Below are 17,237 nucleotides of genomic sequence, written 5' to 3'. Positions count from 1 at the left end.
ATTAAGATTTAATCAAGCTTTTCAGCCTGAAGTGATTTTTTTAAGTTATCAGAATACTTGTCAAGAGTTTTTCTAGTTTTTTCTCGGTATTTTTGTAAGTGACTAAGGTCGGAATTGCCTCTTAAAGTAGAGTTAGGTTGGGTTTTATTGCCCATAGGTGAAAGCTTTAAAAGTGCGTTAGAACTTTTGAAAACTTTATTAAACACCGAACTTGCAACTGGATATGTGTAATTATTATTGAAAACCAAATTAAACCCTCTGCGGAACAATGTTTTAAATCCACCACTATTTCTAAAGGTTAAAATCGTTTGGAACTGACTTTCGTATGCATTCGTTGTCCAGTAAATTAACTTTAAGTCATCAATTTTTGGTGGTGTCGTTCCGCTAAATATGCATGCAGTAAGTGCTTCTATTGTAGTTGGATGCGCTACAAATTGTTCAAGAGGATACATGAGATATTTAGGGAATGCCGATACAACAGGGACTCCCATTAAAAGTGATTCAATTCCAAAGGTCGACCACGAAACAATGACTAACGTTGATTTTGAGGCTAGATAATAAGACGATATTTTGCTATCTCCCAAAATAATCATTAAGTTCTTCGGTATTAATTGATTAGATAGAAAGTGCTTATATTTTTTATGCTCTTCTGACTCAAAACTATCTCTCTTATTAACGGCCATCCTAGGATGTAGCCTTACAATAAAACCAATTTCAGGCGCATTGTGAGCTTGTTTGATAAAGTATTCCGTAAACTCGAATTGACTGCTAAAGCGAGATTCGATTGAACCATTTGTGGTTAAATTGTGAGTAGTGATGTGTGGTGTTAATTCGTCTTCACTGCTTAAGAAGTAAGAGTGTACTTTTTTATATTCTTTTAAAAAACCAACTAATTCACTAACTTCAGTCTTTGCGAGAAGTGTATTGTCAAGATTGGTATAGGCATTATATTCGGCACCATTAATTCGAGATTGAAAATTATGAAGCACTCTTTTTATATCATCTTTATTAAATCTCGCAGTCATTTCCTTCACAGCAAATAAGGCTTCTTGTTCTAACTCTAGTCTATTTATTTTGAATGTAATTTTATTAAATAGGCTTTGTGTGAATAATTGAGGTTCAACACTCCAACATAGTATGTTCTTATTTTTTGTATATTCTCTTACGAAAGTGTTCTGACTATAGTTCCCATTAATGTAAATAAAGGCTGTCACAGGATGTGACTTTAAGAAGGAGTCAAGATTACTTTTAATTGAAAATAAATCTCTTAAGCCACCGAGAAAGTCTTGAATCTGCTCATTATCAAGATTTGATGTTTGAGAAACTTTATTTTTTATTGAGAAATCAAAAAATGCAATCTGACATAGATTAATGCTTTGGTACGGCATGTTTATTACAGATTGGAGTGTTCTTTGGGCAAATAGTGTAGATGAAATAGCGTCTACAAAAAGTTCTTGCTCAGGATTAACCCGCTTTGAAATATCAAATATTGGACTATCGGAATGTAATTGCCTCTGACTATTAATACATTTGCAACAAATAGACTCTTTCTGAATCGGGTTTAATTTTGTTTTCCCAAGTGAATTTATTGATGTACATGTAGATAAAGCCCTGTTACAGCCAATAACATGGTGTTGCAACTTTTCCTTTTTAAGGAGCCATGTTATTTGACGCAATGTTTCAGCATACATGGATACGTAACCATCCAAACAAAGAATAGCTATAGATTGATGCTGATGAGTCATTTTTAGATCATATCCCAACGGAGAGCAGTGCCCTTTGCAACATCAGCTTTTACTGACTTACCCAAAAACTTATCAAGATATTTACATGCAAGTCCCAGACCTGGCCTAATCGCCCGTAGATTCTCTGTTGTTAGCATTTCTCCAGCTTTGATGTCTTTCACAACATATAAAGAGCGTCTAAATTGAATGGATTTATTCTCTGCTTCTGTAGCACCGTAACTAACTTTCCCCAAAGCCTCCCAAGCACGCTTAGTCTCAACGACCAGTTGAGCCATTTCATCTGGTTCCATTGAGAAGGTACTATCAACCCCGCCATCTGCGCGGTTTAAAGTAAAGTGCTTTTCAATAACAGTGGCACCTAAAGCCACACTAGCTACAGATACGCCCACGCCCATGGTATGGTCAGACAAACCTACCTCACACCCAAACAACTCCCGCATATGGGGGATGGTTAATATATTGGTATTTTCAGGTGTAGCAGGATAAGTGCTGGTGCATTTAAGCAAAATTAAATCTTTGCAACCAGCCTCACGCGCAGCGCGAACAGTTTCATCCAGTTCTGCGGTTGAAGCCATTCCGGTCGAGATGATGAGTGGCTTACCTGTAGCCGCAACCCTTTTAATGAGAGGGATGTCGGTATTTTCAAATGAGGCTATTTTGTAGCAGGGTACATTTAATGACTCAAGAAAGTCGACAGAAGTGCCATCAAATGGTGTGCTAAAAGCGATGATGCCAAGTTCTTTGGCACGGGAAAAAATCGGCTCATGCCATTCCCAAGGTGTGTATGCTTCACCATAAAGTTTATAAAGCGATGTGCCTAGCCACAGGCTTTTGGGGTCTGAAATATGAAATTCACGTTCGTCTATATCCAGCGTCATAGTATCTGGAGTATAAGTTTGAATCTTAAGGGCATGGGCGCCAGATTTTGCTGCAGCCTCAACGATTTCCAATGCACGTGCTAGTGATTGATTATGGTTGCCAGACATTTCGGCAATAATAAAAGGAGGACGATTCGCTCCAATTTTTCTATTGGCGATAGTGACTTCCAAATTATTCATTATTTGCCTTTTCGATTTTAATTAAATATCTATGACCTCGGTGGTCAAAAAAACATGGGTAGCGGTTGTTATCTGCAACACGTAACAAATCAATCTGTTCAGATATCGTTTTATTTGGATCAAGCCTACTGTCATTGGGTAATCTTCTTACCCAATATGTCGGATCTCCCCTTTGTTCATAGGGTTGAATCTGATAGTGATTTTCAATAGCTTCGGACATTAAATCAACTTCTGTTTTGAATAGAAGATTATTAATTTCAGCCGCCAGTTCATGGCCTTCTAAAGCGAATTGTTTTTTTAACCAAATGCGGCCTGTGTCTACTTTTTCTGCTACTTCCAACAAAGAAACAGTAATAGTGTGCTCACCATTTAAAATACTCCATATATAAGGTGACCAGCCTCGGCCTTTGGGTAAGTCGCTTGCATGCAGTACCAGACTATATTTGAAATTTTTGAGTATTGCTTTTTCAATGATCTGACTACATGAAATCAAGAAAAGAAAGTCTCCGGACACCAAGTCGCTTTTATTATCAACAATTATTATCTCGTGTCCCAGGGAGCTTTGCATTTTACTCCAGTCTATAAGATGCTCCATGACTGGATGTAGGGGGTCGCTGCATAAAATAGCAATTTTCATTTTATAAATTAAGCTCCTTAACAACCCTTAAAGCACCCTCAGCATCAACGAGTTGCATACTTTTGCGAGATATATATTCGCGGAGTAGGGCGTTATTATACAAGGCCGTAAAGTGTAAACGTATGGTTTCGACTAAGTTTTTACTGGGGGTGGGGGCATATATCAGGCATGCTCGGGCAGCATTTTTAGTAAGTTCTTGCTGATTTTCTGCGACAACGAAAGTTATTGAAGGCAACCCTAAAGCACATCTTTCCCATGTGGCTGATCCTCCAGCACCAATACATAAATCTGCCTGTGCAATCAGTTCTGCCATTTTGTTTGTTTGAACATGACAGTGATATCCCAATTGCTGGCAGATAGAAATAATATTTTCTTTATTAGGGTGCGTGTTGCCGATCACAACATCCACCATAAAGGATAGTTCTTTAAGCATGGAGAGCGCTTCTATCGCGATAGAAGTCATATCGCCAGTATCGACTCCACCAAAAAATATCAAGACGCGTTGTACCTCATGATTTCTTTGCTTAATTTGATTTCTCAGCTGTCTAAACTCGGGTCTTAGTAAAGCATACCTTGGTCCAATAAGTAACTGGCAGTCATTTGTCACCAAGTCAGAGTAAGGGTTTATATCGTCATGGTAATAGTTTTGATCTAATAGCAAGTCACATCCGTGCTTACGATTGCCAAGATCATCAATCACCATGATTTTTTCTGTGCAGGCCTTTAATTTGGTTTCCCATCTGTGATCAAGTGCATAGTGATCAACTATTAACCAAGTGGTCTTGGTGCCAGAAAGTACTTCTATTGTTGCTTCTGCATCGACTAGCTGGTTAGTCCCAAGCCAGTCGGCATATGTGTCAGTATCAAATGTAATTGCAAGGGGAGTGTTGGGCGAGGGTAATTGTTTCAGCCCTATCCCATGCTGTTTTAGAAGATAAGCCAGCGGGGGTAATATGTGTCGGCAGACAAAGCAAACTTTCGCGCCTTGCTTTAATAATTCGGTAGCGAGTGTGAAGCATCGCATAAAATGCCCCGTACCGATTTTGGTTGAGGCATCCACTCTAAAAGCAATTTGACGATTATCCATTTTTATATTGATGTGCAAATTTACGAAAGCGTGAGATACATCTTTAGACTGGATTTAAAAGCCTAATTGCCAGAATTGCTTAAATGTGGGCTCTTTGCTTGAATTATAAAGTCAGCATAGTTTAGATCTGATGCATTATCTATATCAATAGACCTTTCTGCGGGCATGGTGTAGCCAATAAGAGGTTGTGCGTAGTAGGACTTTTCCTTTTTAAATGTTTCAACATTCAATATGTGAATTGCCCCATTTGCCCGATAAGCTTTCGGCATTTGCTGAGATTTTTTTCCAATATAATCGGGGAAAAATGGATCGAGTATGCCGCTCTCATCAAGCTTCATTGCCGCGAATGGTGTGTGGCTATATTCGGAGACACTCATCAAGAAATGGGCATGTTCTTGTTCATAAAGTTTTAACGCTTGCTGAACATCCTCTGCGGTTCTGAATGGACATGTGGGAAGCAGGATAATCAAAGTTTGGTAATGTTTCCCCTGACTTTCCAATTCACTCAGCACATACAATGCCACGTCTACGACACCTGCAGGATCAACAGCCAGCTTCTCAGGCCGCTGTTGTATAAGAATATTTTGAGATAAGGCGAATTGAATAATCTCATTGCTCTCTGATGAGACCAGAATGTCTGCGTCTAATTGAGCTTCTTTTGCGCAATCAATCGCCCATTGCAGCAATGGCTTCCCTCTCAATAACTGCATATTCTTTAGCTTGAGTCTAGTAGACGCGGCTTTGGCAGGTAGCAGGATTAATATTTCTTTCATGGATAATCAGATAACCCTAAATGTTTTTGAGGGAACATCCAATGCCTGTTCTCCCGATTTTTCTGGAGGATTGTCCGGGTTATAATACAGATTCCTATTTTCTTCCGAAAACGTTCTTTCCTGAACTTGTGGTCCACGTGATTTTTCTTCACGTTCCGTAATCGCGTGATTAAAAACCGCATCATTGGCGACCCAGCCGCCATTTTCATTTTTCTTCCAGAGTGTTTGATCCCTCATAGGAGCGACCCAGTCGTAAAACTGCTCTTTCGAAATGCCCATAAAGTCACAGTAAGTTTCCAGTGTTGAAGGTTCGCGACTGTCATATCGCTTGACCAGCTCCATTCCTTCTTCACGGGTCATGCGGCCATGCCTGATTTCCATGCTGGCGTCATCGGTGGCACGACCATAACCAAATTTAAGATACTTAAGATAATCATGAACATCATTGGCATGATCTTCAATTTTGCTATGGAGGTTGAATGTTCGCTCTCTCTCATATGCAATTGGCGCAAAGTCCCATTCTTCCATCATGACTTCTGCTTGCTTTTTCGCATTCCAGTAAATGAAATTAGACAGATAGATGCCTCTTACCTCGACGCGTGCTATATCTTCATCGGACGGATATATATAAGGCGCAATATCCTGCTCGGTAATGCCACCCTTACCTACGAGGTCGTGTGGCTCATATCCTCGCATGTCATGTTCTTTTCTTGTCCAGCGTGTAAACTCGACAAAATCTTCCAGTGAAACAATGCCAGTCAGTTCTGCAAAGCCATGTTCACCCCATACAATTAATGGGATATTTCTTTCAACTGCAACTTGAAATGGATAAGTGCGTATTCCCGCATGATAGTGCCAAGTCAGATCCCCAACGGTTTCCAGCATATAGCGGGAAATTCTTCTGACTGATTCCAAGCCGGCTGTGTAGCGCACAAAGTCACAACCTGATTTTTCAACCAGGTTATAAAGGTTGCGATTGCCCGCAGGTGTATTAAAAGCATGGTTAAAGGTCACCAAAAGCGGATTCATGCCGTATTTCTTTTTAAGCAGCCAAACTTGGTAGTGTGAATCTTTGCCGCCGGAAATCGGTACTATACAGTCGTGACTATTGCCACGTTTACGTGCCAAATTCTTAGCCTCTTCCAGAATCTGCTCAAACATCTGTAAACGTTCTTCCCAGTCGATCTCCAGTTTCATGCGGCTTTCGTGATAACGGCAACCACTACAAACGCCTTCGTCATCAAAAATAATCGTAGGTCTAGCGTTTTCTGGATATAGACATCTTGCACAATATTTCATGGAAAATCCTAATTAATTAACTAATTACTACTGGTTTTGAGGTTCTGGCCCTGAATACGAACCAATACACCAGCATTTGCAAGAAAGCTTTTAGCTTTTCTTGTACTTTGTTCAGTATAGTGAAACTGGTTGGCTGCCGCTACGGCTGACGCTCCGGCATGAATGCCCTCTACCAGGTGATTCCAGCCAAAGACGCCTCCAAAAGCAATGACAGGGACATTAACTGTCGCTGATATTTTTTCGAGATTTTGTAGATCATAGCCTTTGCGTGCACCATCATGATCAATTGAGTTGAAAAAAATTTCACCAGCACCAAGGCCAACCACATGTTTTGCCCACTCCTCCGGTGAGGTATGGATTAAACGAGTACCGCGATCTACAGCAATCCAAGACTCACCTTCATCACTATGTTTGCCGTCTATAGAGGCGACGATGCATTGCCGGCCGAACTTAAGCGAGAGGCTTTTTACTAAGTCAGGATTGTCGGCAAATGCCGTATTTAGCACTATTTTGTCAGCACCGCATCTCAGTAAAGTTTGTGCATACTCAGCAGTATCAATCCAGCCGCCTGCCGAAAGAGGAACAAAACATTGGCTTGAAATGCGCTCTACGATCTCTGCAAACTGAGTTTTTGATGACGGTTCGGGGCTGACATTTAAAATAACAATTTCATCGACAGCCCATTTGTTAAAGGCTTCCATGGCATGAACTGCGTCATAATGAATAACATTAGTATGCTTGAATCTTACGCTTTGAACCACTTTACCCTCTCGCAGTATCAGAACCGCGATTAGCCTTTTCTTTAACATGCTATTTCCAGATAGTTCTTAATTAGATTCAGTCCGAATTGCTGACTTTTTTCAGGGTGGAATTGAATCCCTCTCAGATTGTCATGTTGAATGATTGAGGTAAATTCCGAGCCATAGTCAGTCGATGCGAGTATATCCTCTTGGTGATTGCATACGACGTGATAGCTGTGAACAAAGTAAGCGTCTTCACCTGATTGGATATTAGTAAAAATAGGGTCATCTTTTTTGATGTCCACGCCATTCCAGCCGATATGGGGCACCGGTAGGCCTTGCATTTCAGGGAGCCTAATGACTTCGGCATCAAACCATCCTAATCCTTGATGATTGCCATCCTCTTCGGATGTCTTGCACATCAGTTGCATACCCAGGCAAATCCCTAGAATATGAGCACCGTTGTTTTTTCTGAGGGTCAGACCTTCAGCCATTCCTGAGCGTAATAGGCATTCAATGGCTTGCCCAAAAGCACCCACGCCAGGTAGGATGATTTTATCATAATGGTTTAATTGCTCTGGGATACTGACAATATCCGATGTGAATCCCAAATGTGTGATTGCATTTTGAACGGACCGAAGATTTCCCATGCCATAATCAATAATGGCCACAGTTCCAGTGGTCATTTAAATCAAGTCTTCCAAACTAAGTCTTGTTCCAGCTTGCAAGGTGTGTTTTAGTGTTTTTGCTAAAACTGTTTCCAACTTGTCCGGTGATATACCGGTGCCAGGGCGACGATAATCAATATCTGCTTCTCTTAAAACATGGCCCTCTGGCAAATCACGAATAACATGAATACTTCTTCTTATAGCATCACGCTTCACTTTTTCTGCATCCGAAAGTACGCGTCTGTTATTGCCAAGGGCTACTTCCAAGTTCCTGATAATTTGAACGAACTGCTGCATATCTTGTGGTTCAAGTGACATGACATGCTCAACAGAACGTGTAGTTCGGTCTTCCGTAATGGTCTTTTCTACCATGTTTGCACCTACAGCAACTGCTGCAATATCCATGTCCCAGCCAACACTATGGTCAGAGAATGCAACTGGGCATCCAAAAACTTGTTGTATAGTGGGTATCGCTCTCAAATTAATACTTTCCAAATGTGCCGGATAACCAGAAGGACAATGGTGAATAATGATGTTGTTATTGCCTTCTGCTCGGATAGCATCTACAGCGACTTCCATTTCCCCAATTGATGCCATCCCTGTATCCAGTTGGATACACAATCCGGTTTTGGCCGCATAGCGAATAAATGGAAGGTGATTGACATCAGCTGAAGCGATTTTTATGGAGTGGCAGCCAATCTCCACCAGAAAATCAACATCTTCGTGAAAACATGCTGTTGCAAAAAAGGCAATACCAATATTATCGCAATAAGCTTTGAGTTCACGCCATTCATGCTCCTTCATTTGCCTGCGTAGCAATATGTCACGAAGTGGTTCTGAGATGGTTTCCAATTCACCTGAATCGCGATTCTTGAGCGTTTGGTAAGTAAATGGAAGACTAGGGTCTGCAACCAGTCTTAATGAGTCAAACACTTGAAATTTGATAGCATTCCCACCAGCATCTTTAGCATGTTTGGCCAATTTTTTTGCTGACTCCAAGCCTTGATGGGTAGGGCCCGCTTCAAATGTAATGTAGCAAGAGTGGTTTTTACCAATTTGAACACCGTTAATTTCAAAATTTTGATGTTGGATGGCCATAAGTTTCTCTATCGAAATATTTATTTAAAGTCATTGATGATCTGAATTACTTTTTCTTGTTGTTCAGGTGTCAAGTCCGGATGAATGGGTAGGCTGATTGCCCGCGCATAGTACTGCTCAGCATTTGGGAAGTCTGATTCACGATACCCTAAGACTTGATAGTAAGGCTGTTTGTAAATTGGAATGTAGTGAAGATTGACACCAATACCTGATGCCCTCAAGTGCTCGAAAGCTTGTTGATGCGAGGTTTGAAGGGACTCCAGTTTTAGTTGCACAATATAGAGATGATATGCGGAGTAAGTATCCGGATGTTGCCAGGGTTTGATAACGACTTTTTCTGAAAGCTGTAGCTGATAACTCTCTACGATACTATGGCGTTGTGCTACAAACGCATCCAAACGATTAAATTGACTCAGTCCCAGCGCTGCCTGTATGTCTGTCATACGGTAGTTGAATCCCAGGCCAATTTGTTGGTAATACCATGACCCGTCTGGTTGTTGGGTCATCTTCTTAGTATCGCGAGTAATGCCGTGACTTCTAAGTAACTGCATATGATCAGCAATCTCGGCGTTATTGGTTAGCGCCATGCCACCTTCGCCTGTAGTAATGATTTTAACTGGATGGAAGCTGAATATTGTAATGTCACTGAATTTACAGCTACCTATTGGCTGGTTGTTATATTTAGCGCCGATTGCGTGTGAGGCATCTTCTATAATTTTAAAACCGTATTGATTTGCAAGTGCTTGTATTGCTTCCATGTCACAGGATTGACCAGCCAAGTGCACAGGGATAACAACCTTAGGCAGCTTCCCGGCTTTTTCCGCCAGTTCCAGTTTATTTTTCAATTGAATAACACTGATGTTGTATGTGTTGGGGTCAATATCAACGAAATCGACCTCCGCACCGCAATACAGAGCGCAATTGGCACTAGCTACAAAAGTGATAGGACTGGTCCATACAATATCGCCCTTGGTAACGCCCAACGCTAAGCAAGCAATGTGTAATGCACTCGTTGCACTGTTGACGGCGACTGCATACTTAACCCCACAGTATTGCGCGATGGCATGCTCAAATTGAGGAACTGCTGGCCCTTGCGTCAGATAATCTGATTTTAGGACCTCAACAACAGCTTGAATATCTCTATCAGAGATTGATTGACGCCCATAAGGAATCATGCTTATATTTTTCCAACCATGCTGGCATTATTTTGAATCCATGCCTGTAACTGTGAAATAGTCATCCAGTCCTTATTATTGTTGGATGAGTAGGTAAATTCAGGGGAGACTTTAATTCCATCATTAATTCTGGCAGGGTCTTCGCTCCATTGATGAATTGCTGGCAATATCTTAAAGTGCTGAGGATACTCATAAGTGTAAAGTGCATCTTCCTCACCAATCATTTGCTCATGCAGTTTTTCGCCAGGCCGAATGCCAACAGTTTCCAGATGCGCATCTGGTGCCACGGCTTTAGCAATATCTGTGATTTTCATTGAAGGGATTTTTTTTACATAAATCTCTCCACCAACCATATCCTCAAAAGCATGCCAGACAAGATCTACTCCTTGTTCAAGCGTAATCATAAACCTGGTCATTCTTTCATCAGTGATTGGCAAATTCCCGTTATCTGCTATAGACATAAAAAAAGGAATGACTGAGCCCCGTGAGCCCATTACATTTCCGTACCTTACAACAGAAAAACGTGTGGCATCTTTGCCGGAAGCATAGGAGTTACCGGCTACAAATAATTTATCTGATGCTAACTTAGTCGCACCATATAGATTGGCTGGACTGCTTGCTTTGTCTGTAGACAAAGCAACTACGCGTTTTACGCCCTGATCAATACATGCATCAATCAGGTTCATCGCTCCCAAGATATTTGTTTTGACGCATTCGAAAGGATTGTACTCTGCGGTAGGTACAATTTTTGTGGCCGCAGCGTGGACTACATAATCAACGCCATCGAGAGCTCTGTACAAACGATCCTTATCACGAACATCGCCAATAAAGAACCTTACTCGTTTGTCATTTTGGAATTTTTTTGCCATCTCCCACTGTTTCATTTCATCACGAGAAAAAATAATCAGTTTTTTTGGATTGTATTTTTCCAGCGTCATCGGTACAAAAGTGTTCCCAAATGATCCAGTTCCACCGGTGATTAAAATTGTCGAGTTTGTAAACATGGGTTAAATCTTAAATTGTTTAATGATGTTGGTTACTAATTGTACATCTTCGATCGTATGACCAACTGAGATGGGAAGACTTAATTCTGTTTCATGCAATTTGTCTGCAATCGGGTAATCTCCTTGCAGTATTCCTTGCATAGCTTCTTGTCGATGTGGTGGGATAGGGTAGTGAATTTCAGTCTTCACGCCTTGTTCCAGCAACCAAGACTTCAATCTATCTCTTTCTTGATAACGAACACCAAAAATATGGAATACATCATACTCATCCTCTTTTTGGTGAGGTAAAGCCATCCAGTCTGGTAAGTTCTTGAAATATACTCGTGCTAAATTACGCTTGTGCTCGGTCATTTCGTCTAAATGACGCAGCTTGACTCTCAGTAAGGCAGCCTGCATTTCATCTAATCTTGAATTTACGCCTACATATTTGTTGATGTATTTTTGCTTTGAGCCATAGTTTCGAAGATGGCGAAGACGATCAGCTATTTCGTCATTGTCTGTCACGACGGCCCCTGCGTCACCAATCGCCCCAAGATTCTTTGTCGGATAAAAACTGAAACAACCCGCATCACCAAATGTTCCGGTCATGCGTCCTGATAGCTTAGCGCCATGCGACTGGGCACAATCTTCAATTAACTTTAATCCGTATTCATTGGCAATAGCGCAGATATCATCCATACGGCATGCCTTGCCAAACAAATGCGTGACACAAATCGCGCGCGTGGCCGATGTAATGGAAGCTGTAATTTGTAGTGGATCAATATTGAATGTTTCAGCGTCTGGTTCAACGAGTACGGGCTTATGGCCAGCACGAATAATTGCCAAAATTGTCGCTATATAAGTATTTGAGGCAACTAGTATTTCGCTGCCTTTGGGTAACATCAGTGCTTCAATCGATAGAATTAATGCGTCCAAGCCATTCGCTACGCCAATACAATGGCGCGTACCTACCCAGGTCGCAAACTCTTTTTCGAACTCAGTAACCTCATGCCCCAAAACATACCAACCAGAGCGTATAACATTAGTCGCGGCAGTTTCCAATTCACGCATGAATTGCTGGTTGGAATTAGCAAGGCTTTCGTATTCAATCATTTGCTTGAGAGCTCGTAAGGCGTATCAATATATTCGCTTCTGTCATAGACATGTGATGCCATCACAAACAGGACGCTGCCTTCTCCAAATGTCATGGTGTGCCAATCTTTTGGTTCAACCAGCAGGCATTGTCCAGGTGAGTTTAGAGCGATGGTTTCTTCTGAAATACCATCGTTCATATAAATTGCAATGTTGCCATGTAACGCAATGAGTGCCTGTCTGGTGCTGGTATGTCTATGACCTCCACGCGTTTGACCGTCAGCACCATAAATCCAATATGTACGAACAACAGAAAATGGCAATGCATTTTCCAGCACGGTAAGGGAGCCGCGTGCGTCGGAAAATGTTGGTAAATTGAGAATCGTAAAATGAGACATATAGCTAGAAGTGTTTATGATCAGTTTAATGATTAATGGTGCTTAAGGAAATCTTGATAGGCAATTTCTAATCCTGCTTCAATGGATACTTTTGGCTGCCAACCAGCTTGATGAAGGATCGTAGCGTCCATCAGTTTTCTAAGGGTACCATCTGGCTTGGATGTATCGAATTGAATGTTACCTTGATGCCCAATAATTTTTTGAACAGTTTCTGCTAGTACTTTGATTGTGATGTCGCTGCCATATCCGACATTAACAAGCGGAGGCTGGAGTTTTCCAGAAGCAGACTCATCACTTTCGAGCAGTTTTTGAAATTGGTTGTCAGGTAGTTGCATTAAAAATACACAAGCATCTGCCATGTCTTCATTGCATAAAAACTCACGTTTTGGTGTACCAGTGCCCCATACAGTGACTACAGATTGATTATTAACTTTTGCTTCATGAAATTTTCTGATGAGTGCAGGAATGACATGGCTGTTTTCGGGATGATAGTTGTCACCTGGACCATATAAATTGGTAGGCATAGCTGCCAAGTATTGCGTGCCATATTGCCGGTTGTAGCTCCAGCACATTTCTATTCCGGCAATTTTAGCAAGGGCATAGGGCCGATTAGTTGGTTCAAGTGCCCCCGTCAGCAGGTGCTCTTCCTTCATCGGCTGCGGTGCAAATTTAGGGTAAATACAGCTGGAGCCTAAGAAAAGAAGGCGCTTTACACCATTCACATAAGACTCGTGAATGACATTGGTTTGGATGGCTAAATTTTGGTGAATAAATTCAGCAGGGTAAGTATTATTCGCATGAATGCCGCCTACTTTTGCCGCAGCCAGAAAGACGTATTCAGGTTTTTCTTCACTAAAGAATTTCTTTACCGCATTTTGATTAGTGAGATCTAATTCTGCATGGGTTCTAGTCAGTAAGTTTGTATACCCCTGTTGTGACAGCTGATTTATTAACGCTGACCCTACTAGACCACGATGCCCAGCAACATAAATTTTTGCATCCTTTTTCATGGCTTATTCGTGGTAGTCCATAGCTTGATAGCCATGTTGCTTGATTAACTCATCACGCTGGGCGGATTTGTAATCTTCGCGCACCATTTCTGAGACCAGTTCTTCAAAGCTGGTTTTTGGTACCCAGCCCAGTTTTTCTTTAGCTTTCGTAGGATCTCCAAGCAATGTATCAACCTCAGTTGGCCTGAAGTAACGCGGATCAACTTGTACGATGCATTTATCGTCCCAATAGCCTTTTTCTTCTACGCCTTCACCTTGCCATATAACGGTAATATCCAGCTCTTTGGCGGCTGCATTAACAAAGTCACGTACGCTGTATTGTTTGCCGGTGGCAATTACGAAGTCTTCAGCTTCTTCCTGCTGCAACATTAGCCATTGCATTTCAACATAGTCTTTGGCATGTCCCCAATCACGCAACGAATCCAGATTGCCTAAATACAAGCACTCTTGTAGACCAAGCTTGATTCGCGCCAAGGCGCGGGTAATTTTGCGTGTAACAAAAGTTTCGCCACGGATAGGGCTCTCGTGATTAAACAGGATACCGTTACAGGCATAAATGCCATAAGCCTCACGGTAATTGACCGTAATCCAGTAAGCATACATTTTTGCCACCGCATAAGGACTGCGGGGATAGAAGGGCGTAGTTTCTTTCTGCGGTGTTTCTTGCACCAGACCATATAGTTCAGAAGTGGATGCCTGATAGAAGCGTGTTTTCTTTTCTAACCCTAGAATACGAATCGCTTCCAGAATACGCAAAGTGCCGATGCCATCAGCATTCGCTGTATATTCCGGAGTTTCAAAACTGACGGCCACATGACTCATCGCTGCCAGGTTGTAGATTTCGTCTGGCTGGACTTGCTGAATGATTCTGATTAGGTTGGTGGAGTCAGTGAGATCTCCATAGTGCAGAACAAAATTCTTGTTATCAACATGTGGATCTTGATAAAGATGATCAATTCTATCGGTATTGAATAATGAGGCTCTACGTTTTATACCATGCACAATATAGCCCTTATTGAGCAAAAGCTCGGCTAGGTAGGCACCATCTTGACCAGTAATGCCGGTAATTAAAGCGACTTTTTGTGACATGTCTTAAATCAGTTAGTTAAAAAGTGTTCGGATTATATCATGGGCTATATTTACTTAGCGTTCAGCCATGCCAACGGACTAAGTATTTTGCTAGCCAGTATCTCATGCGTAATTAATAGGGGATACGGGAACTGTCGATTTGATAATGATTGTTGCTTGAGGCGCGAACTGTATTGCCTCTTTTATGACGGCCTCAACACTAGTTGTATTGAAATAGTTGGTATCGGCATCGTAATCAGTAGGTGTTGCAATAATCACAAAATCACTATTTTTATAAGCGTCTTGTTTATCAGTGGTCGCTTTTAAATTGAGGTGTTTTTTACTTAAAAATTCTTGTATTTCTTTGTCGGCGATGGGTGACTGTTTGGAGTTAAGCATCTCAATTTTTTGGGGTACGATATCCAGTGCAATAACCTCATTGTGCTGCGCCAAAAGGACCGCATTAGAAAGTCCAACATAACCTGTACCAACGACCGTTATTTTCATATTTCTATGCCTTTTTAAATGTATATTCTTTAAACATATTCGGTGCCATTTAACTGAATATGCTGAGGCTCACTGACAGTCGTTCTTAATAATGAGCTAATTCTGATTCGTACCAGATTTTAGCATCGCCTTGATATTCGCCATCTTGCTTTTCCCATAATTTTTACTAGGCGGTTCAGCAGCGCTGTTAAACGGGTTGCCAAAGGGTTTGAAGTCTCATCTTTGGAGAGTACTGCGATAAAGCGGCTGGGTTGAATGCTTCGACTTTTGATTGATTAGTATATTGTGCGAGTCAAGAAGTTAATACCTAATTGCTCTATGTGCGCAACTAGAGCAGGGTTGTCAATTTGATGTTTGAGAGATAGATCCACCTTCCAAGGTAGGTTCAAGTCATCTATTTTTCCCTCAATTAGGTGCAAGTCTCTTAGCTTTAACGCTTCAGCTTCTATACATAAATCAATGTCAGAGGCTGGCTTCTCTCTGCCTAATGCTCTGGAACCATATAGCCAAACGTTTTCGATGCGCGTATCTTGGTTAAAAACTTCTTTCAGTTTTTGTATCGCGGTATCGGGCAGTCCAAATGTCATCACTGATTTGCTATTCTAAATTTGACTTAATTTTTTTGAATGTATGCATGAGTGCCACAAATAAATCATAGTAACTATTTTGTATGGCCTCAATGATTTCTTCGGCAACAGCTTTGTTATAGGTGTGCGATGTTTTATTGCGGCTTTGTATCATCGCCATCCATCCCTCACCATCTTGGAGCAAGCCTTTACTAAAAGCTTCACGCGTTGCGTCACGTGAGCCTGTGATGTTTTGTGTGCCTTGGTAATCAAAATAGTCTTTGAGGACGTTCCAAGCCAACTCATGAGTAAATTCAAAGGCTTGAATTAAACCTTGCTTTTCCAAGTCAGATAATGGTCTTTCTTTACTTAAGTCGATTGCAGAAGTCAGGCTTTCAAGCGCTTTTTCATAGTTGCTTAATCGCTGCACCCAGCGTAAATTTTGAGTACTGCTCTGTTTCATTTTAGTCACCTCCATTCATACTTACTGCTTAGAATTTTTTGAGCAGAAAATCTGCAATGAAGTCTAGTTTTTGATCAGTGAGCAGGGCATAGACAAGATTGAGATCTATGTTCATATAGTCATGTACGATACGGTTACGAAGACCGATTGCCGCGTTCCATTCTGTTAGGGCTGTTTCGGAGATGAGTTTTGCTCTTGAAAGGCTTGCAAAGGCATCATATGCGGAGACAGGTACCGTTTCACCATGTAATTTTAGCAAGTGTTTGGATTTGCCGATGGCATTTTCAATTAATACTTGAATGACATGAAGCAGCCCACTTTGCTCCAGTTTCGACAGTGGCTGTTGGTTGCTAATGCGGTTTCTTGCTTCATTTAAAAGCATCATTTTTTCTTGTGCGATCCGTTCGCATTCTGCCTGGTAAAGATCAAGCCGCATGTTGTGCTCTCCAGTAATGCTCTTCCAGTTCTGCCCATGTTTGTGTCAGAAAGTAACTCCATGCAAGCGAGTCCTCTCCTGCCAGGGGGATGCCTTCCTCAACGATGGTCGCGCGCATGGCAAGCCTGGCAGTGGTCATGTCAATCAGATCGATAGCTTCAGGAGGTACGTTTAAGCATTGCGCAATCGCTATTTGTAGCGTGCTGGTCAATGAGAGGGCATTGATAGCAGAGATGTGTTTTTTCCAGCGGATGGCGATATCCCAGTCACTGTTTTGATTTGCGCTTTGTTGTGCACGGCTACCAATCAAAATGGCCAGTTCAAGATCCTGTTGCAAGCTAAGTATCGCTTTTAACTGTTCTATCAATGTTTGGTGTGATGGCATGGTTGTCATTACATACTGTTGGGATAAGCGACAATGTCTTTTATTATAA

20 protein-coding genes are annotated in these 17,237 nt (G+C 41.5%); all 20 read right to left on the bottom strand.

The window, feature by feature from the left end:
* Window positions 1-8: 8 nt before the first annotated feature.
* The 20 genes from Q9291_RS09515 to mntA all read right to left on the bottom strand — a co-directional run bounded on the left by Q9291_RS09515 (window position 9) and on the right by mntA (window position 17,188).
* Window positions 9-1,745, bottom strand: coding sequence for a glycosyltransferase family protein (locus Q9291_RS09515; protein ID WP_306389809.1), 1,737 nt, complete (start codon window positions 1,743-1,745; stop codon window positions 9-11).
* Window positions 1,746-1,747: 2 nt separating this feature from the next.
* A complete protein-coding gene (pseI, locus tag Q9291_RS09510; protein WP_306389808.1) occupies window positions 1,748-2,803 on the bottom strand; it encodes a pseudaminic acid synthase in 1,056 nt (351 codons plus the stop codon).
* On the bottom strand, window positions 2,796-3,440 hold the full coding sequence (locus tag Q9291_RS09505; protein ID WP_306389807.1) for a formyltransferase family protein: 645 nt from the start codon (window positions 3,438-3,440) through the stop codon (window positions 2,796-2,798). The genes pseI and Q9291_RS09505 overlap by 8 nt, the downstream gene beginning before the upstream one ends.
* A 1-nt stretch (window position 3,441) precedes the next feature.
* Entirely contained in the window at window positions 3,442-4,527 is a 1,086-nt protein-coding gene (gene pseG, locus Q9291_RS09500; RefSeq protein ID WP_306389806.1) for a UDP-2,4-diacetamido-2,4,6-trideoxy-beta-L-altropyranose hydrolase, read from the bottom strand.
* 62 nt (window positions 4,528-4,589) lie between these two features.
* Entirely contained in the window at window positions 4,590-5,300 is a 711-nt protein-coding gene (locus Q9291_RS09495) for an acylneuraminate cytidylyltransferase family protein (RefSeq protein ID WP_306389805.1), read from the bottom strand.
* A gap of 6 nt (window positions 5,301-5,306) precedes the next feature.
* Entirely contained in the window at window positions 5,307-6,599 is a 1,293-nt protein-coding gene (locus Q9291_RS09490; protein ID WP_306389804.1) for an N-acetyl sugar amidotransferase, read from the bottom strand.
* A 20-nt stretch (window positions 6,600-6,619) separates the two neighbouring features.
* Window positions 6,620-7,408, bottom strand: a complete 789-nt coding sequence (hisF, locus tag Q9291_RS09485) for an imidazole glycerol phosphate synthase subunit HisF (protein ID WP_306389803.1) — start codon at window positions 7,406-7,408, stop codon at window positions 6,620-6,622.
* Window positions 7,402-8,025 (bottom strand): imidazole glycerol phosphate synthase subunit HisH, encoded by a 624-nt coding sequence (gene hisH / locus Q9291_RS09480; protein WP_306389802.1) that lies wholly within the window; start codon window positions 8,023-8,025, stop codon window positions 7,402-7,404. The genes hisF and hisH overlap by 7 nt, the downstream gene beginning before the upstream one ends.
* Window positions 8,026-9,105 carry an N-acetylneuraminate synthase family protein gene (locus Q9291_RS09475; RefSeq protein ID WP_306389801.1) on the bottom strand — a complete coding sequence of 360 codons (1,080 nt, stop codon included), beginning with the start codon at window positions 9,103-9,105 and terminating at the stop codon, window positions 8,026-8,028. It abuts the gene before it with no gap.
* Between the two features lie 20 nt (window positions 9,106-9,125).
* A complete protein-coding gene (gene pseC, locus Q9291_RS09470) occupies window positions 9,126-10,280 on the bottom strand; it encodes a UDP-4-amino-4,6-dideoxy-N-acetyl-beta-L-altrosamine transaminase (protein WP_306389800.1) in 1,155 nt (384 codons plus the stop codon).
* A gap of 2 nt (window positions 10,281-10,282) precedes the next feature.
* Window positions 10,283-11,284 (bottom strand): UDP-N-acetylglucosamine 4,6-dehydratase (inverting), encoded by a 1,002-nt coding sequence (gene pseB / locus Q9291_RS09465; protein ID WP_306389799.1) that lies wholly within the window; start codon window positions 11,282-11,284, stop codon window positions 10,283-10,285.
* A gap of 3 nt (window positions 11,285-11,287) precedes the next feature.
* Window positions 11,288-12,376 carry a DegT/DnrJ/EryC1/StrS family aminotransferase gene (locus Q9291_RS09460; RefSeq protein ID WP_306389798.1) on the bottom strand — a complete coding sequence of 363 codons (1,089 nt, stop codon included), beginning with the start codon at window positions 12,374-12,376 and terminating at the stop codon, window positions 11,288-11,290.
* Window positions 12,373-12,753 carry a sugar 3,4-ketoisomerase gene (locus Q9291_RS09455; protein ID WP_306389797.1) on the bottom strand — a complete coding sequence of 127 codons (381 nt, stop codon included), beginning with the start codon at window positions 12,751-12,753 and terminating at the stop codon, window positions 12,373-12,375. The genes Q9291_RS09460 and Q9291_RS09455 overlap by 4 nt, the downstream gene beginning before the upstream one ends.
* 32 nt (window positions 12,754-12,785) lie before the next feature.
* Entirely contained in the window at window positions 12,786-13,763 is a 978-nt protein-coding gene (locus tag Q9291_RS09450; protein ID WP_306389796.1) for a GDP-L-fucose synthase family protein, read from the bottom strand.
* Window positions 13,764-13,766: 3 nt separating this feature from the next.
* Window positions 13,767-14,852: a GDP-mannose 4,6-dehydratase gene (gene gmd / locus Q9291_RS09445; protein WP_306389795.1), complete on the bottom strand. Its 1,086-nt coding sequence runs from the start codon at window positions 14,850-14,852 to the stop codon at window positions 13,767-13,769.
* A gap of 102 nt (window positions 14,853-14,954) precedes the next feature.
* Complete coding sequence (locus Q9291_RS09440; protein ID WP_370530754.1) at window positions 14,955-15,338, bottom strand: 3-hydroxyacyl-CoA dehydrogenase NAD-binding domain-containing protein; 384 nt, start codon at window positions 15,336-15,338, stop codon at window positions 14,955-14,957.
* Between the two features lie 275 nt (window positions 15,339-15,613).
* Window positions 15,614-15,925, bottom strand: coding sequence for a nucleotidyltransferase family protein (locus Q9291_RS09435; RefSeq protein ID WP_306389794.1), 312 nt, complete (start codon window positions 15,923-15,925; stop codon window positions 15,614-15,616).
* Window positions 15,926-15,935: 10 nt separating this feature from the next.
* Entirely contained in the window at window positions 15,936-16,367 is a 432-nt protein-coding gene (locus Q9291_RS09430; protein WP_306389793.1) for a nucleotidyltransferase substrate binding protein, read from the bottom strand.
* Between the two features lie 28 nt (window positions 16,368-16,395).
* Window positions 16,396-16,803 (bottom strand): type VII toxin-antitoxin system HepT family RNase toxin, encoded by a 408-nt coding sequence (gene hepT / locus Q9291_RS09425; protein WP_306389792.1) that lies wholly within the window; start codon window positions 16,801-16,803, stop codon window positions 16,396-16,398.
* Window positions 16,793-17,188, bottom strand: a complete 396-nt coding sequence (gene mntA, locus Q9291_RS09420; RefSeq protein ID WP_306389791.1) for a type VII toxin-antitoxin system MntA family adenylyltransferase antitoxin — start codon at window positions 17,186-17,188, stop codon at window positions 16,793-16,795. Before mntA ends, hepT begins: the two co-directional genes overlap by 11 nt.
* Window positions 17,189-17,237: the final 49 nt, after the last annotated feature.

The sequence above is a fragment of the Methylophilus aquaticus genome (genome assembly GCF_030769565.1).
Lineage (GTDB): Bacteria > Pseudomonadota > Gammaproteobacteria > Burkholderiales > Methylophilaceae > Methylophilus > Methylophilus aquaticus.
Note: the sequence above shows the minus strand (reverse complement) of the source record. Positions and strands in the feature narration are given on the sequence as shown.

Excerpts from the sequence above, each read along its gene's own strand:
- Q9291_RS09515 (WP_306389809.1), bottom strand. The coding sequence starts at position 1,745 with ATGACTCATCAGCATCAATCTATAGCTATTCTTTGTTTGGATGGTTAC.
- pseI (WP_306389808.1), bottom strand. The coding sequence starts at position 2,803 with ATGAATAATTTGGAAGTCACTATCGCCAATAGAAAAATTGGAGCGAAT.
- Q9291_RS09505 (WP_306389807.1), bottom strand. The coding sequence starts at position 3,440 with ATGAAAATTGCTATTTTATGCAGCGACCCCCTACATCCAGTCATGGAG.
- pseG (WP_306389806.1), bottom strand. The coding sequence starts at position 4,527 with ATGGATAATCGTCAAATTGCTTTTAGAGTGGATGCCTCAACCAAAATC.
- Q9291_RS09495 (WP_306389805.1), bottom strand. The coding sequence starts at position 5,300 with ATGAAAGAAATATTAATCCTGCTACCTGCCAAAGCCGCGTCTACTAGA.
- Q9291_RS09490 (WP_306389804.1), bottom strand. The coding sequence starts at position 6,599 with ATGAAATATTGTGCAAGATGTCTATATCCAGAAAACGCTAGACCTACG.
- hisF (WP_306389803.1), bottom strand. The coding sequence starts at position 7,408 with ATGTTAAAGAAAAGGCTAATCGCGGTTCTGATACTGCGAGAGGGTAAA.
- hisH (WP_306389802.1), bottom strand. The coding sequence starts at position 8,025 with ATGACCACTGGAACTGTGGCCATTATTGATTATGGCATGGGAAATCTT.
- Q9291_RS09475 (WP_306389801.1), bottom strand. The coding sequence starts at position 9,105 with ATGGCCATCCAACATCAAAATTTTGAAATTAACGGTGTTCAAATTGGT.
- pseC (WP_306389800.1), bottom strand. The coding sequence starts at position 10,280 with ATGATTCCTTATGGGCGTCAATCAATCTCTGATAGAGATATTCAAGCT.
- pseB (WP_306389799.1), bottom strand. The coding sequence starts at position 11,284 with ATGTTTACAAACTCGACAATTTTAATCACCGGTGGAACTGGATCATTT.
- Q9291_RS09460 (WP_306389798.1), bottom strand. The coding sequence starts at position 12,376 with ATGATTGAATACGAAAGCCTTGCTAATTCCAACCAGCAATTCATGCGT.
- Q9291_RS09455 (WP_306389797.1), bottom strand. The coding sequence starts at position 12,753 with ATGTCTCATTTTACGATTCTCAATTTACCAACATTTTCCGACGCACGC.
- Q9291_RS09450 (WP_306389796.1), bottom strand. The coding sequence starts at position 13,763 with ATGAAAAAGGATGCAAAAATTTATGTTGCTGGGCATCGTGGTCTAGTA.
- gmd (WP_306389795.1), bottom strand. The coding sequence starts at position 14,852 with ATGTCACAAAAAGTCGCTTTAATTACCGGCATTACTGGTCAAGATGGT.
- Q9291_RS09440 (WP_370530754.1), bottom strand. The coding sequence starts at position 15,338 with ATGAAAATAACGGTCGTTGGTACAGGTTATGTTGGACTTTCTAATGCG.
- Q9291_RS09435 (WP_306389794.1), bottom strand. The coding sequence starts at position 15,925 with ATGACATTTGGACTGCCCGATACCGCGATACAAAAACTGAAAGAAGTT.
- Q9291_RS09430 (WP_306389793.1), bottom strand. The coding sequence starts at position 16,367 with ATGAAACAGAGCAGTACTCAAAATTTACGCTGGGTGCAGCGATTAAGC.
- hepT (WP_306389792.1), bottom strand. The coding sequence starts at position 16,803 with ATGCGGCTTGATCTTTACCAGGCAGAATGCGAACGGATCGCACAAGAA.
- mntA (WP_306389791.1), bottom strand. The coding sequence starts at position 17,188 with ATGCCATCACACCAAACATTGATAGAACAGTTAAAAGCGATACTTAGC.